Genomic DNA, 14831 nt, shown 5'->3' with positions numbered 1-14831 from the left:
GGCGGGCAAGCGTGAAAATCATACATGTCGATATGGACTGCTTCTATGCAGCGGTGGAGATGCGTGACAACCCGGCGCTGCGCGATATCCCTATTGCTATCGGCGGCAGCCGTGAACGGCGCGGCGTGATCAGCACCGCCAACTACCCGGCGCGCAAATTTGGCGTACGCAGCGCGATGCCCACCGCCATGGCGCTAAAGCTCTGCCCGCATCTGAAGCTGTTGCCGGGACGTTTTGACGCCTACAAAGAGGCGTCGCAGCAGATCCGCGAGATTTTCCTGCGCTATACCCCCTTAATCGAACCCTTATCGCTGGACGAAGCCTATCTGGACGTCACCGACAGCCCGCACTGCCACGGCTCCGCCACGCTGATCGCCCGCGAGATCCGCGCCACCATTCAGCGCGAGACGGGGCTGACCGCCTCGGCCGGCATCGCGCCGATTAAGTTTCTCGCCAAGATCGCCTCCGATCTCAATAAGCCTGACGGGCAGTACGTTATTACGCCGCAGGAGATGCCCGACTTTCTGCTGTCGCTGCCGCTGGCGAAGATCCCGGGCGTCGGCAAGGTGGCAACGAAAAAGCTTGAGGAGATGGGGCTGCATACCTGCGCCGACGTGCAGAAAGCCGACGTGGCGCAGCTGCTTAAGCGCTTCGGCAAGTTTGGCCGCGTGCTCTGGGAGCGCAGCCACGGCATCGACGAGCGCGGCGTGGTGGTAGAGCGCGAGCGCAAATCCGTCGGCGTCGAGCGCACGCTGGCGGAGGATATTCACAGCTGGGACGCCTGCCTGGAAATTATCGATTTTCTTTACGCGGAGCTGGAGCGCCGCCTGACGCAGGTGCGGCCCGACAGGCAGATCGCGCGGCAGGGGGTGAAGCTGAAGTTCAACGATTTTCAGCTGACGACGCAGGAGCATATCTGGCCGGAGCTGAACAAAGAGGATTTGATCGCGGTGGCGCGCAAAACCTGGGATGAGCGCCGCGCCGGACGCGGCGTGCGGCTGGTCGGGCTGCACGTAACGCTGCTCGATCCGCAGCTTGAGCGGCAGCTGCTGCTGGGGCTGTAGTCAGACAGGGAAAAACCAGTACGCACCTCATCCCTGAGGTGCGCCCGTATCGGGCCAACGCACGGCGTTTTTGTCCCTGGCGCGGGACGCTTTGCTCTGCGGGCAAGGCTATCCGCTTGCTAAGCCATTGTGCCTTCTGCGCATCTTAAGGTGCCGGATAGGTGTAGCGGCGGTGAATCGCCTCAATCCCTTCCAGAACCTCCGCGTCCAGCGTCAGGTTGAAGCTGTCGATATTGGTCTTCAGCTGCTCCATCGTGGTGGCGCCCAGCAGGGTGCTGGCGACGAACGGCTGCTGACGCACATAGGCCAGCGCCATCTGCGACGGATCCAGGCGATGCTTCTGCGCCAGCGCCACATATTCGGCAATCGCCAGCTGCGACTGCTCGCCGCTGTAGCGCGTAAAGCGGCTGAACAGCGTATTGCGCGCCCCGGCTGGTTTCGCGCCGTTCAGATATTTGCCGCTCAGGGTGCCGAAAGCGAGGCTGGAGTAAGCCAACAGCTCAACGCCTTCATGCTGGCTGATTTCCGCCAGGCCCACCTCAAAACTGCGGTTCAGCAGGCTATAGGGATTCTGAATGGTCACGATGCGCGGCAGCTCGTGCTTCTCCGCCAGCTGCAGATAGCGCATCACGCCCCAGGCCGTTTCGTTCGACACGCCGATATAGCGAATTTTACCGGCACGCACCTGCTCGGCCAGCGCTTCCAGCGTCTCCAGCAGCGTAACGGGAATGGTGTTCTCGCTGTACTGATAGCCCAGCTTGCCAAAGTAATTGGTCTGGCGCTGCGGCCAGTGCAGCTGGTAAAGGTCGAGGTAGTCGGTGTTGAGGCGCTTCAGGCTGGCGTCCAGCGCGTCGCGGATATTCTTGCGATCCAGCGCCTGATTCGGGCGAATCGACGCGTCCGCGCCGCGCGACGGGCCCGCCACTTTGCTGGCGAGGATCACCTTGTCACGGCTGCCGCGCTTCTTCAGCCAGCTGCCGATGTACTGTTCGGTCAACCCCTGGGTTTCCGGGCGCGGCGGCACCGGATACATTTCAGCGGTATCGATAAAATTAATGCCGCTGGCGATGGCGAAATCGAGCTGCTCGTGGGCGTCGGCTTCGCTATTCTGTTCACCAAAGGTCATGGTTCCCAACCCCAACTGACTCACTTCCAGCGTGCTATGGGGGATACGGTGATAGTGCATAGCCGTCTTCCTTATTTTTATGGAATGTAATGGTGTGTCCTGTGGGACTATAGCGCGTGAATCAGCGGGGAAGGAAGTGGGGAAAATCGGGGAAATCACCTGTCCGGACAAATTGCGGGACAGGTGAGCTGAAATGGCACTTAACGCTCAATAATGGTCGACACTTCGTCGCCATTGATCTGCACTTCATGGCCGGACTGATCGGTATATTTCACCAGACCGGTCTCTTTATCAATGGTCGGCTTGCCTTCCGTCATAATCATCTGGCCATTTTTTGTTGCCATTACATAATCTGAACTGCATCCGCTCAGTGTAACGGCGGCAAACATCAACACTGCTACGCCCGCCAACTCTTTCATCACGCTTATTCCTCTCACTCCCGTCAGCCAGTGGGCCGCGTCGCCTCGTCAGAGGCCAGCGGCATTAACTGCAAAAAGTGTAGTAATAAATCGTTTTGGCGCTTTGCGTTATCGCATGAATCTGAAAATAAAAGGGCGGCCCGTAGCCGCCCTTGACATTTTACGTCGCGCTTTTCTTAGTGCGCATCAGGTTCAGGCACTCAACGGCCATGGAGAAGAACATGGCGAAATAAATGTAACCTTTTGGTACATGAACCGCGAAACTCTCCAGAATCAGGGTAAAACCCACCAGAATTAAAAAGGAGAGGGCGAGCATTTTGATCGACGGATGGCGATCGACAAACTCGCCGATGGCGCGCGCGGCAAACATCATCATCAGCACGGCGATCACCACGGCCGCCATCATAATAAAGAGATGATCGGAAAGGCCAACGGCGGTAATCACCGAATCCAGGCTGAAGATAATATCCAGCAGCATGATCTGCACGATAGCGCCCAGGAAGGAGTGCACATTGGTTTTATGCTCCTCTTCGCCGCCTTCGATGGTTTCATGGATCTCCATACTCGACTTCCACAGCAGAAACAGACCGCCGCCGAGCAGGATCAGATCGCGCCAGGAGAAGGCGTGATCGAACAGGGTAAACAGCGGATGGGTCAGCCGCGCGACCCAGGCGATAGAGGCCAGCAGGGCGAGACGCATCAGCATCGCGCCCATCAGGCCGAGACGACGCGCGCTGGCCTGCTGATGCTTAGGCAGTTTCGCCACCACCAGAGAGAGGAAAATAATATTATCAATGCCAAGAACCACTTCGAGGATGGTCAGCGTGCCCAGCGCCAGCCAGGCGTTGGGATCGGTTATCCACTCAAACATGCGCACACTCAATCTTAAACGAAAATTAAACGGCGATTATACGCATCCGCATCAATGAACTTACAGTAAAAAATGACGCGCCAGCAGCGGGGCGGTGAAGCTCTTTTTCAGGTAGAAACCGCGCGGCAGCGTCATAATCGGCTCGCCGTGTTCGCCGATGCCCTCGGTCAGCGCCCGGCTGTTGGCGGCTTTCGGCCGGATCTGCAGCCAGGCACCGTGGCGCGCGGTGATGCGTTCGACCTGGCCCAGCACGATCATATCCATCAGCTCCTCCCAGTCGTGGCGCAGCCTGCGATCCTCCTCTTCGTTCGGACTCCACAGCAGCGGCGCGCCGACGCGGCGCTGTGCGAGCGGGATCGCGCGATCGCCCTCCACCGGGATCCAGAGCACGTGCGCCAGCTTGTGGCGCACATGGCTCGTCTCCCAGGTTACGCCGCTGTTTCCGGTGAGCGGCGCCACGCAGACAAAGGTGGTTTCCAGCGGTTTGCCCTGGGCGTCAATGGGGATGGTTTTGAGTTCAATACCGAGATGGGCGAAATCCTGCTCCGCCTTGCTGCCTGCGCTGGCGCCCAGATAGCGCTCCAGCAGCATGCCGACCCAGCCTTTATCGCGTTTCAGATCGGCCGGCATCGGCAAGGCGGCCTGCGAGGCCAGGGCTGCCAGCGTCTGGCCCGCCAGCGCATGGGCGCGAGCCAGGAGAACAGATTCATTTTCGGGCGGATCAGGGAGCTGGAACATAGCGAATACTCAACTGGTCAAAAAATAGACAATTTTTTTCCCGGCAACTTTTCCCACAGCGGCGTCAGGATAAAGAGCGTTGATAATAGCATGATTCGCCGCGCTTTTTTAATCGCCCCCGGTGCTGACTTTCCATTACGGCACAAGGTTATCCCGGACTGAGGGCATTAATGAACAGGATCTTCGCCTGAGTTATCCACAGATCGGTGGGATAACCCCACCTCATCCCCATTACTGGTTCCATTTACAGCCTTGACTTCGGCGGAAAAGCCGCTTTTTTATCCGCTGATGAGCAAGTTTACTGCATTGTCTGTGGATAAAAACGGCGTCGCTTGATCTTTAACCAGCTAAAACGCTTTCGCGTCGTTCACCGCAAAATCAGCTATTTTAATTCTGAATAAGAGTGATTTAAGTTCATGTTTTAAATGGTTAAAAGCAGGTTGTTCATTTGTGGGGTGGTTCAGGGCCATAAAAGTTTATTCAGCTAATTCCCGTGTTCTGCACAAAGCTATCCACAGAAAACGTGAATAAGATCGGCGCTTTGCCGCCTTAATTGTTTATAACTCGGGCCAATACTGTGAGTTATCCAGGTTGAGCACCGCGTTCTTCCCGTTAATCCAGTGGTTTACCGCCTGTAAGGAGTGTGAAACAATCAGGCTATTCAAATTTAGCTTTGAGGTAGTCCAGTGATCGATGATGATGGCTACCGCCCGAATGTTGGTATCGTAATCTGTAACAGGCAAGGACAAGTGTTGTGGGCCAGGCGCTTCGGACAGCACTCCTGGCAGTTTCCTCAGGGAGGCATCAATCCCGGTGAAACCGCCGAACAGGCGATGTATCGCGAACTGTTCGAAGAAGTGGGTTTACACCGTAAAGATGTTCGAATACTTGCATCTACCCGTAACTGGTTGCGCTACAAATTGCCAAAACGTTTGGTGCGTTGGGACACGAAGCCGGTGTGTATCGGCCAGAAACAAAAGTGGTTTCTTCTGCAGTTGATGAGCAGTGACGCGGATATCAATGTGCAACACAGCAGCACGCCGGAGTTCGACGGCTGGCGCTGGGTAAGCTTCTGGTATCCGGTGCGTCAGGTTGTCTCCTTTAAACGTGACGTCTACCGTCGCGTAATGAAGGAATTCGCTGGCGTGGTAATGTCGATGCAGGAGAGTGCGGGGCAGCAGCGCAGCGCGCCAGCCCATCGACGGAAAAGAGGATAGGCCACGCCCTTATGCTCACTCAGTTGCGCGAAATAGTAGAAAAGGTGGCGGGCGCGCCGCGGCTTAACGACGCGCTCGACATCCTGGTCAATGAGATTTGCCTGGCGATGGATACGGAGGTCTGCTCCGTTTATCTCGCGGATCACGATCACCATTGCTATTACCTTATGGCCACGCGCGGCCTGAAAAAGCCGCGCGGGCGCACCGTCACGCTGGCGTTCGATGAAGGGATCGTCGGCCTGGTGGGGCGTCTCGCCGAACCCATCAACCTTGCGGATGCGCAAAGCCACCCCAGCTTTAAATATATTCCTGCCGTGAAAGAAGAGCGCTATCGCTCATTTCTCGGCGTGCCGATCATCAGCCGTCGCCAGCTGCTGGGCGTGCTGGTGGTGCAGCAGCGCGAACACCGACAGTTCGACGAGAGCGAAGAGTCCTTCCTGGTAACGCTGGCGACGCAGATGGCGACGCTGCTGTCGCAGTCGCAGCTCGGCCAGCTCTTCGGCCAGTTCCGCCAGACGCGGGTGCGTGCCATCGCCGCCGCGCCGGGCGTCGCCGTTGCCCCAGGCTGGGTCGACGAAACGCAGCCGCTGCTGGATCAGGTTTCCGCCGCCTCGACGCTCGACGTGCAGCGCGAACGCGAGCGGCTGGTGCTGGCGATGAGCGAAGCCGCCAGCGAATTCCGCCGCTTCAGCAAACGTTTTGCCGCCGGCGTGCAGAAAGAGAGCGCGGCGATCTTCGATCTCTACTCCCACCTGCTAACCGACGCCCGCCTGAAAAAGGATCTGTTCGACGAGATCGAGCAGGGATCGGTGGCCGAATGGGCGGTAAAAAAGGTTATTGAGAAATTCGCCGCCCAGTTCGCCAGCCTGAGCGACAGCTATCTGCGCGAGCGCGCGGGCGATCTGCGCGTGCTGGGCCAGCGCCTGCTGTTTCATCTTGATGACTCGGTGGTCGGCACCAACGCCTGGCCGGAGCGCTTTGTGCTGGTGGCCGACGAGCTTACCGCCACCACGCTGGCGGAGCTGCCGCACGAGCGGCTGGCGGGCATCGTGGTGCGCGACGGCGCGGCTAACTCGCACGCCGCGATCCTGACGCGCGCCATGGGCATCCCCACGGTGATGGGCGCCGACATCCTGCCCGCGCAGCTAAATAAACGCCTGCTGATTGTCGACGGCTATCGCGGCGAGCTGCTGATCGATCCCGAGCCGGTGCTGGTGCAGGAGTATCAGCGCCTGATCAGCGAAGAGAACGCGCTGAGCAAAATGGCGGAAGGGGTGGTGGATCAGCCGGGCGAGCTGAAAAGCGGCGAGCGTATTCAGGTGATGCTTAACGCCGGCCTCAGCCCCGAACATGAACAGACGCTCGACAACTGGGTGGACGGTATCGGCCTCTACCGCACGGAAATTCCCTTTATGCTGCAGAACGGCTTCCCGTCCGAAGAGGAGCAGGTGGCGCAGTATCAGGGCATGCTGCAGCTGTTTCATAACAAGCCGGTCACCCTGCGCACGCTCGACGTCGGCGCCGACAAGCAGCTGCCCTATATGCCGATCAGCGAAGAGAATCCCTGCCTCGGCTGGCGCGGCATCCGCCTGACGCTCGATCAGCCGGAAATTTTCCTGGTGCAGGTGCGTGCGATGCTGCGCGCCAACGCCGCCTCCGGCAACCTCAGCATTCTGCTGCCGATGATCAGCCATATCGACGAGATCGACGACGCGGTGCGGCTGATCCAGCGCGCCGGGCGGGAAGTGGAGGAGATGCTGGGCTATGCGATCCCTAAACCGCGCATCGGCGTGATGATTGAAGTGCCGTCGATGCTGTTTATGATCCCGCAGCTGCAGTCGCGCGTCGATTTCGTTTCGGTCGGCACCAACGATCTCACCCAGTATCTGATGGCGGTGGATCGCAATAATACCCGCGTCGCCAACCTCTACGATCCGCTGCATCCCGCGATGCTGCGCGCGCTGCAGGCGATTGCCACCGAAGCCCGTCTGGCGAATCTTGAACTCTGCCTTTGTGGTGAAATGGCGGGCGATCCGATGTGCGTTGCGCTGCTGGTGGGGCTGGGCTATCACCATCTCAGCATGAACGGCAAGAACGTGCCGCGCGTAAAATATCTGCTGCGCCATCTGGATAAAGAAGAGACGCAAAAGCTGAGCGAGCAGGGGCTGAGCGCAGACACCGCGACGGAGGTTCGCCATCTGGTCGCCGCCTTTATGGAGCGGCGCGGCCTGGGCGGCCTGATCCGCGGCGGGCGCTAGGCGTTATCCTCGTTTACATTTACGCTGCTCTGTAAAAAATCAGGCTGTGCTATGATGCGCAGCCTTTAACATATCCGCCTGGTGCCCCTTTTTCAGGGCTGAAAATTGAATGGTGAATGATGAATAACGGCTATATCGCTTTTCCGCAGTTCGATCCGGTGATCTTCTCTGTCGGACCGGTTTCGCTGCACTGGTACGGACTGATGTACCTCGTCGGCTTTATTTTTGCCATGTGGCTGGCGGTGCGCCGCGCCAACAAACCCGGCAGCGGCTGGAAAAAAGAGGAAGTTGAAAACCTGCTCTACGCCGGTTTCCTTGGCGTCTTCCTTGGCGGCCGCATCGGCTACGTGCTCTTTTACAACCTGCCGCTGTTTCTGGAAAACCCGCTCTACCTGTTTAAAGTCTGGGATGGCGGCATGTCGTTCCACGGCGGCCTGATTGGCGTTATCGTGGTGATGCTGATCTTTGCGCGCCGCACCAAACGCACCTTTTTCCAGGTCTCCGACTTTATCGCGCCGCTGATCCCGTTCGGCCTGGGCGCAGGCCGTCTCGGCAACTTTATCAACGGCGAGCTGTGGGGCCGCGTCGCGCCTGACTTTAAATTCGCCATGCTCTTCCCCGGCTCGCGCAGCGAAGATGTGGCGCTGGCGGTAAATAATCCGCGCTATCAGGAACTGCTGAACACCTACGGCGTGCTGCCGCGTCATCCTTCGCAGCTCTATGAGCTGATGCTGGAAGGGGTGGTGCTGTTTATTATTCTGAACCTGTTTATTCGCAAACCGCGCCCGATGGGCAGCGTTTCCGGCCTGTTCCTTATCGGCTACGGCGCGTTTCGCATTATCGTTGAATTCTTCCGTCAGCCAGACGCGCAGCTCGGCCTGTTCGAGGGCGGCGTCAGTATGGGGCAGATCCTCTCCATACCGATGATTCTGGCCGGCATTATTATGATGATCTGGGCGTATCGTCGTCGCCCGCAGCAACAGACTCGAGAGGTAAAATGAAACAGTATCTGGACCTGATGCAATACGTGCTGGACCACGGCACGCCGAAATCTGACCGTACCGGCACCGGCACGCTGTCGATTTTCGGCCACCAGATGCGTTTCAACCTGCAGGACGGCTTTCCGCTGGTGACCACGAAAAAAGTTCATCTGCGCTCTATCATTCACGAGCTGCTGTGGTTCCTGAAAGGGGAGACCAATATCGGCTACCTGAAAGAGAACAACGTCACTATCTGGGACGAGTGGGCGGATGAAAACGGCGACCTCGGCCCGGTTTACGGCAAACAGTGGCGCAGCTGGGGCAATGCGCGCGGCGAAGAGATCGACCAGATTGCAAAGGTTATCGAACAGCTGAAGCGCGATCCCGACTCACGCCGCATTATCGTCTCGGCGTGGAACGTCGGTGAGCTGGACGAGATGGCGCTGGCGCCGTGCCACGCGTTCTTCCAGTTCTACGTGGCGGACGGTAAGCTCTCTTGCCAGCTCTATCAGCGCTCCTGCGATATTTTCCTCGGCCTGCCATTCAATATCGCCAGCTATGCGCTGCTGGTGCATATGGTGGCGCAGCAGTGCGATCTGCAGGTGGGCGATTTTGTCTGGACCGGCGGCGACACCCACCTCTACAGCAACCATCTGGAGCAGGCGCGCCTGCAGCTGACGCGCGAGCCGCGTGCGCTGCCGAAGCTGGTGATTAAGCGCAAGCCCGACTCGATCTTCGACTACCGCTTCGAGGACTTTGAGATCGAAGGCTACGATCCGCATCCGGCCATTAAGGCACCGGTCGCGGTGTAGCGACTCGCTCTGCGGTAATCAGGCCCCGGCGCAGCCCTGCTCGCCGGGGCTTTTTTTATCCTGATTTTGCGCCTCTCTTCGCATCTCTTTGTGGCCGCCTGCAACCCGATCATTTTGGCTGGAAAGCGGCGCGCATCTCCCCTCTGCACCGCTGGCGGCGGCGCGCGCGGCGCGGCAGAGTTGCGTCATGGAAAAAGAGAGAGACAGAGGTTTTACGCTGCCGGAGCTGCTGATCGTGCTGGTCATCATCGGCAGCCTCAGCCTCGGCGCGCTGCAGGGCTGGCAGCGCTGGCAGCAGCGACAGCAGCTGCGCGAGACGGCGCAACAGCTGCAGGGCTTTTTACAGCGGCTGCGCGCCCAGGCCAACTGGCAGAACCAGGATCGCGCGCTCTGGCTGATACCGGGCGAGCGCGGCTGTCTGGGCAGCGGCCCGAAACCCGACGGCGGCTGCGCGCGCGGCGGACAGCTGCGGTTTGTGGCGTCTTATTCCGGTATTAGCCTGACCGCGCTGCAGGGCGAGCCGGGCTTCTACGGCCGCCGCAATATGGCGAAGGCGGGCAGCCTGGCGTTCGGCAACGCCAGCGGCAGGCTGCGGCTGATTATCTCCGCCCGCGGCCGCATTCGGCTCTGCCAGCCGGAGGAGCAGGGGTGCGACTGAAGATAGCGGGATTCAGCCTGCTGGAGATGCTGGTGGCGATGGCCGTCAGCGCCGTGCTGATGCTGAGCGCGGGACGATTTTTACCGCTGCTCACTGGGGAAAGCCTGCGCCTGCAGCAGCGCGTTCAGCTGCAGGAGGATCTGCAGCAGCTGATGCAGACGCTGGAAAAAGCGGTGCGCCGCGCCGGCTACTGCAACGGCGAGTGCGGCGGGGCGGCGCTGAGCTTCTCCGCCAGCTGCCTGCTTCTGCGCTGGGACGACAACAGCAACGGCAAATGGGAAGGCGTGACCCACAGCGACAGCGATTACTACGGCTTCCGGCTGCGGCAAAAGCAGCTGGAAACCCAGCGCGGCGTGGATAGCTGCGATGGAACCGGCTGGGAGCGCCTGACCGATCCTTCGTTTCTCACCGTTGAGCAGTTCAGCGTCGAACGCGCGGGCGCGCTGATTAAACTGCGGCTGGCCGGGCGCGCCGGGCGCTGGCTGGAAAGGCTGGAGAGCTGGGTTGAAGGAGAGAATTTGTGAATCAGCAAGGCAACAGCGCGCTGGGCATGGTACTGACGATCCTGCTGGCAGGCAGCCTGACGCTGCACGCCAGCCGGGAACGGCTGGAGCAGGGGATGTCGCTGGTGGCGGATGAGCGGCAGCACTATCGCGATTTCTGGGCGGCGCAGTCGGCGCTGCAGTGGGGGCTGACGCTGAGCTGGCCGACGTTGCCGGGCTGCCAGCAGGCGCCGGAACAGGGCTGGCAAAGCTGTTTACAGAGGGCTGGGGATGAACGGGCGTTACTTAAAGGCCGCGCGGCGGCGAGCGAACAGGCGCTGTGGCGCTGGGTGGCGCTGGAAGGCGCGCGCATCAGAGCGCTGCCGCACGGCTGGATCGACTACTGCCCGCTGGCGGGGGCGCGCTGCCTGTAGGCAGCGCGGGTTTAGCCTGCCGGAAGCGCTGTTTGCGCTGCTGCTGCTGGCGACCAGCGTCAGCGCGCTGCTGCAGTATCATCGCGTCCTGGCGCAGGGCTTCAGCCAGCAGTGGCAGCAGCGCGCTGCGGCGCGCGTCGCCGCGCAGCGTCTGATGGGCCACGAGGTCGCGGGCTGGCGCACCTCACTGCAGCGCAGCGGCACGATCTCCACCTGCACCCTGGCGCGCGCCGAGGTGAGCGGGCCTTACGGGGCGCACGCCACGCTGACGCGTTTACGCTGCTGAGAGGCAAAAGCGCCCGCGCACTATGGGCAACCCAGGCGATACGCGGTAGAGTGACCAGTCTGCCGCTTTGCCGCGCCAGACAGTGTCACCACAGGAGTTTCCATGTTTCACGTTTATCACTCAAACCAGCTCGATGTTCTGAAGATTCTCGCGGCAGCGGTGATAGAACATGACCCCCTCAGCGATCCTTTCGCCGCTGAAACCGTGCTGGTGCAGAGTCCCGGTATGGCGCAGTGGCTGCAGATGGAGCTGGCGCACACCTTCGGCATCGCCGCCAATATCGACTTTCCGCTTCCCGCCTCCTTTATCTGGGATATGTTCGTGCGCGTGCTGCCGGATATTCCCGCCGAAAGCGCCTTTACCAAAGCCAGCATGAGCTGGAAGCTGATGCATCGCCTGCCGGCGCTGCTGACCGAGGAGGCGTTTGTTTCGCTGCGCCACTACCTGCACGACGACAGCGACAAGCGCAAGCTGTTCCAGCTCTGCTCTCGCGTCGCCGATCTCTTCGATCAGTATCTGGTTTACCGCGCCGACTGGCTGAATCGCTGGGAGCAGGGCGAGCTGGTAGAGGGGCTGGGCGACGCGCAGCTGTGGCAGTCGGCGCTGTGGCGCGATCTGGTGGCCTACACCGATGCGCTGGGACAGCCGAAATGGCACCGCGCTAATCTCTACGCGCGCTTTATTCAGACGCTGGAGCGGGCCGAGCAGGCGCCGCCCAGCCTGCCGAAGCGCGTCTTTATCTGCGGTATATCCGCCTTGCCGCCGGTCTATCTGCAGGCGCTGCAGGCGCTGGGCCGCCATATCGATATTCATCTGCTGTTCACCAATCCCTGCCGCGATTACTGGGGCGATATTCAGGATTACGCCTTCCTGGCGAAGCTGCAGAGCCGCCAGCGTCGCCGCCTCGACAGCGACGAGTCGCGCGATCTCTTCAGCGATCCGCTTGAGGCGCCCGCGCGCTTCAACGCCGAAGGCGAACAGCAGCTCAGCAACCCGCTGCTCGCCTCCTGGGGCAAGCTGGGCCGCGACAACCTGTTCCTGCTCAGCCAGATGGACGAGGCGGATGACGTCGACGCCTTTGTCGAGGTTGAGGAAGATAATCTGCTGCACGCTATGCAGCACGACCTGCTGAATCTGCAGGATAACGCGGTGCTGGGGCTGAGCGCGGAGGAGCTGGCCTGGAGCGGCAACAAGCGTCCGCTCGATCCTGACGATCGTTCTATCAGCGTGCAGATCTGCCACAGCGCCCAGCGCGAGGTGGAAGTGCTGCAGGATCATCTGCTGGCGATGATGGAGGCGGATCCTGGGCTCAAGCCGCGCGATATTATCGTGATGGTGGCCGATATCGACAGCTACGCCCCCTTTATTCAGGCGGTTTTCGCTAACGCGCCCGCCGATCGCTATCTGCCGTTCTCTATCTCCGATCGCCGCGCCAGCCAGGCGCATCCGGCGATCTTCGCCTTTCTGAGCCTGCTGGCGCTGCCGGACAGCCGCTTTGCCGCGGAAGATGTGCTGGCGCTGCTGGAGGTGCCGGCGCTGGCGAACCGTTTTTCGGTGGATGAGAGCGGCCTGCGCCTGCTGCGCCGCTGGGTGGATGAATCGGGCGTGCGCTGGGGGCTGGACGACGACAGCGCCGAAGCGCTGGCGCTGCCGGTCACCGGCCAGCACACCTGGCGCTTTGGCCTCGAGCGCATGCTGCTGGGCTATGCGATGGAGAGCCATCACGGCGACTGGCAGGGCATTCTGCCCTATGACGAATCGAGCGGACTGGTCGGCGAGCTGGCTGGCCATCTGGCGGAGCTGCTGATGCGGCTAAACCACTGGCGCGCCCGGCTCAGCGAGTCGCGGCCGCTGGAGGGCTGGCTGCCGCTCTGTCGGGAGATGATCAACGACTTCTTCCACGGCGACGCCGAAGCGGAAGCGGCGCTGCTGCTGGTAGAGGAGCAGTGGAAACAGCTAATCGAATATGGCCAGGCGGCGCGTTATGAAGCTGCGATTCCGGTGACGCTGCTGCGCGACGATCTGCGCGCGCGCCTCGATCAGCAGCGTATCAGCCAGCGCTTTCTCGCCGGCCAGATTAACTTTTGCACGCTGATGCCGATGCGTTCGATTCCCTTCCGCGTCGTCTGCCTGCTCGGCATGAACGACGGCGTCTATCCGCGTACGCTGCCGGCGCCGGGCTTCGATCTGATGCAGCAGCAGACGCGCAAAGGCGATCGCAGCCGACGCGACGACGACCGCTATCTGTTTCTTGAGGCGCTGCTGTCGGCGCAGGATCGGCTCTATATCAGCTATATCGGTCGCGCCATTCAGGATAATACGGAACGCTATCCCTCAGTGCTGGTCACAGAGCTGCTGGATTATATCGGCCAGAGCTTCTGCCTGCCCGGCGACGAGGCGAAAGAGCTGGACGAGAGCGCGCAGCGCGTGCAGCGGCATATTCAGCATCTACACAGCCGTATGCCCTTCGCTGCCGAAAATTTTCAGCCGCAGTCGCGCTGTCACAGCTTTGCGCGCGAGTGGCTGCCCGCCGCGCAGGGAAAAGGCGAGGCGCAGCCCGACTTTGTGCAGCCGCTGCCGCTGCCGGAGATGGAATCGGTCTCCTGCGAACAGTTCCTGCGCTTCTGGCGGCATCCGGTGCGCGCCTGGTTTCACCAGCGGCTCGGCGTCGCCTTCTGGCTGGAAGAGACGGAGCTGTCGGACAACGAGCCTTTCGCGCTCGATAGCCTGGAACGTTACCAGATCAACGCCGAGCTGCTGAACGCGCTGGTGGAGGGGGAGGACACGCAGCGTCTTTACGCCCTGCATCGCGCGGCGGGCAACCTGCCTTACGGGGCCTTCGGCGAGCTGTTCTGGCAGGCGCAGCAGGAAGAGATGCAGGAGGTCGCGGCGGCGGTGGTTGAGCAGCGCAGCGAAGGCGAAAGCTGGGAGGTGAGTCTGCCGCTCGACGGCGTCACGCTGACCGGCTGGCTGACGCAGGTTCAGCGTGACGGCCTGCTGCGCTGGCGTCCTGGCGTGCTGAACATGAACGATGGGCTGCTGCTCTGGCTGGAGCATCTTATCTACTGCGCGCTGGGCGGCGACGGCGAAAGCCGCATGATGGGCCGGGAAAAGAGCCGCTGGCGCTTTGCGGCGGTGGCGCAGTCAGAGGCGCAGGCGATGCTGACGCACTATATGCAGGGCTATAAGCAAGGCATGTCGCAGCCGCTGCTGCTGCTCAACAAGAGCGGCGGCGCCTGGCTGACGGCGAGTTACGATAAAAAAACGCGGCAGCTGCTGCTGGACGAGGCGACCCAGATCAAGGCGCGCAATCGCCTGCTGCAGGCCTGGACCGGTGGCTATCAGCTGGAGGGCGAGGGCGGCGATCCCTACCTGCAGCGGCTATGCCGCGTCTTGAACGAGGCGCAGCTTACGCAGATCACCGAGGCCGCGCAGCGCTGGTATCTGCCGGTGCTGCAGGCCCACCTGGATGATGAATAGCAAGCG

The 14831-nt window shown here is 60.8% G+C and carries 14 protein-coding genes; 10 read left to right on the top strand and 4 right to left on the bottom strand.

Features of this window, described 5'->3' with window-relative positions; translation table 11 throughout:
* Positions 1 to 32: 32 nt before the first annotated feature.
* Positions 33 to 1064, top strand: coding sequence for a DNA polymerase IV (gene dinB, locus LB453_RS18055; RefSeq protein WP_103795228.1), 1032 nt, complete (start codon positions 33 to 35; stop codon positions 1062 to 1064).
* Positions 1065 to 1209: 145 nt separating this feature from the next.
* Here dinB and LB453_RS18050 read toward each other — a convergent pair whose 3' ends face one another.
* The 4 genes from LB453_RS18050 to mutH all read right to left on the bottom strand — a co-directional run bounded on the left by LB453_RS18050 (position 1210) and on the right by mutH (position 4218).
* The gene (locus tag LB453_RS18050) at positions 1210 to 2250 is read right to left on the bottom strand and encodes an NADP(H)-dependent aldo-keto reductase (RefSeq protein ID WP_103795227.1); all 1041 of its coding nucleotides are present in this window, start codon (positions 2248 to 2250) and stop codon (positions 1210 to 1212) included.
* Between the two features lie 140 nt (positions 2251 to 2390).
* On the bottom strand, positions 2391 to 2609 hold the full coding sequence (locus LB453_RS18045; protein ID WP_103795226.1) for a YgdI/YgdR family lipoprotein: 219 nt from the start codon (positions 2607 to 2609) through the stop codon (positions 2391 to 2393).
* Positions 2610 to 2769: 160 nt separating this feature from the next.
* Positions 2770 to 3480 carry a TerC family protein gene (locus LB453_RS18040; RefSeq protein WP_103795225.1) on the bottom strand — a complete coding sequence of 237 codons (711 nt, stop codon included), beginning with the start codon at positions 3478 to 3480 and terminating at the stop codon, positions 2770 to 2772.
* A 60-nt stretch (positions 3481 to 3540) separates the two neighbouring features.
* Entirely contained in the window at positions 3541 to 4218 is a 678-nt protein-coding gene (mutH, locus tag LB453_RS18035; protein ID WP_224481542.1) for a DNA mismatch repair endonuclease MutH, read from the bottom strand.
* 686 nt (positions 4219 to 4904) lie between these two features.
* Here mutH and rppH point away from each other — a divergent pair.
* From rppH to recC, 9 genes are all read left to right on the top strand, one after another.
* Positions 4905 to 5435, top strand: coding sequence for an RNA pyrophosphohydrolase (gene rppH / locus LB453_RS18030; protein ID WP_033752842.1), 531 nt, complete (start codon positions 4905 to 4907; stop codon positions 5433 to 5435).
* A gap of 11 nt (positions 5436 to 5446) precedes the next feature.
* Positions 5447 to 7693: a phosphoenolpyruvate--protein phosphotransferase gene (gene ptsP / locus LB453_RS18025; protein WP_103795223.1), complete on the top strand. Its 2247-nt coding sequence runs from the start codon at positions 5447 to 5449 to the stop codon at positions 7691 to 7693.
* Between the two features lie 119 nt (positions 7694 to 7812).
* On the top strand, positions 7813 to 8694 hold the full coding sequence (gene lgt / locus LB453_RS18020) for a prolipoprotein diacylglyceryl transferase (protein ID WP_103795277.1): 882 nt from the start codon (positions 7813 to 7815) through the stop codon (positions 8692 to 8694).
* Positions 8691 to 9485, top strand: a complete 795-nt coding sequence (gene thyA / locus LB453_RS18015; RefSeq protein WP_103795222.1) for a thymidylate synthase — start codon at positions 8691 to 8693, stop codon at positions 9483 to 9485. The genes lgt and thyA overlap by 4 nt, the downstream gene beginning before the upstream one ends.
* A 187-nt stretch (positions 9486 to 9672) precedes the next feature.
* Positions 9673 to 10143, top strand: a complete 471-nt coding sequence (locus tag LB453_RS18010) for a prepilin peptidase-dependent protein (protein ID WP_103795221.1) — start codon at positions 9673 to 9675, stop codon at positions 10141 to 10143.
* Positions 10140 to 10667, top strand: a complete 528-nt coding sequence (locus LB453_RS18005) for a prepilin peptidase-dependent protein (RefSeq protein ID WP_199187306.1) — start codon at positions 10140 to 10142, stop codon at positions 10665 to 10667. Before LB453_RS18010 ends, LB453_RS18005 begins: the two co-directional genes overlap by 4 nt.
* Positions 10664 to 11059: a DUF2509 family protein gene (locus LB453_RS18000; RefSeq protein ID WP_103795219.1), complete on the top strand. Its 396-nt coding sequence runs from the start codon at positions 10664 to 10666 to the stop codon at positions 11057 to 11059. Before LB453_RS18005 ends, LB453_RS18000 begins: the two co-directional genes overlap by 4 nt.
* Positions 11060 to 11075: 16 nt before the next feature.
* On the top strand, positions 11076 to 11345 hold the full coding sequence (locus tag LB453_RS17995; protein WP_224481782.1) for a prepilin-type N-terminal cleavage/methylation domain-containing protein: 270 nt from the start codon (positions 11076 to 11078) through the stop codon (positions 11343 to 11345).
* Between the two features lie 102 nt (positions 11346 to 11447).
* Complete coding sequence (gene recC, locus LB453_RS17990; RefSeq protein ID WP_103795217.1) at positions 11448 to 14825, top strand: exodeoxyribonuclease V subunit gamma; 3378 nt, start codon at positions 11448 to 11450, stop codon at positions 14823 to 14825.
* Positions 14826 to 14831 lie beyond the last annotated feature (6 nt).

Source organism: Pantoea agglomerans, assembly GCF_020149765.1.
In the GTDB taxonomy this organism is placed as follows: domain Bacteria; phylum Pseudomonadota; class Gammaproteobacteria; order Enterobacterales; family Enterobacteriaceae; genus Pantoea; species Pantoea alvi.
Note: the sequence above shows the minus strand (reverse complement) of the source record. Positions and strands in the feature narration are given on the sequence as shown.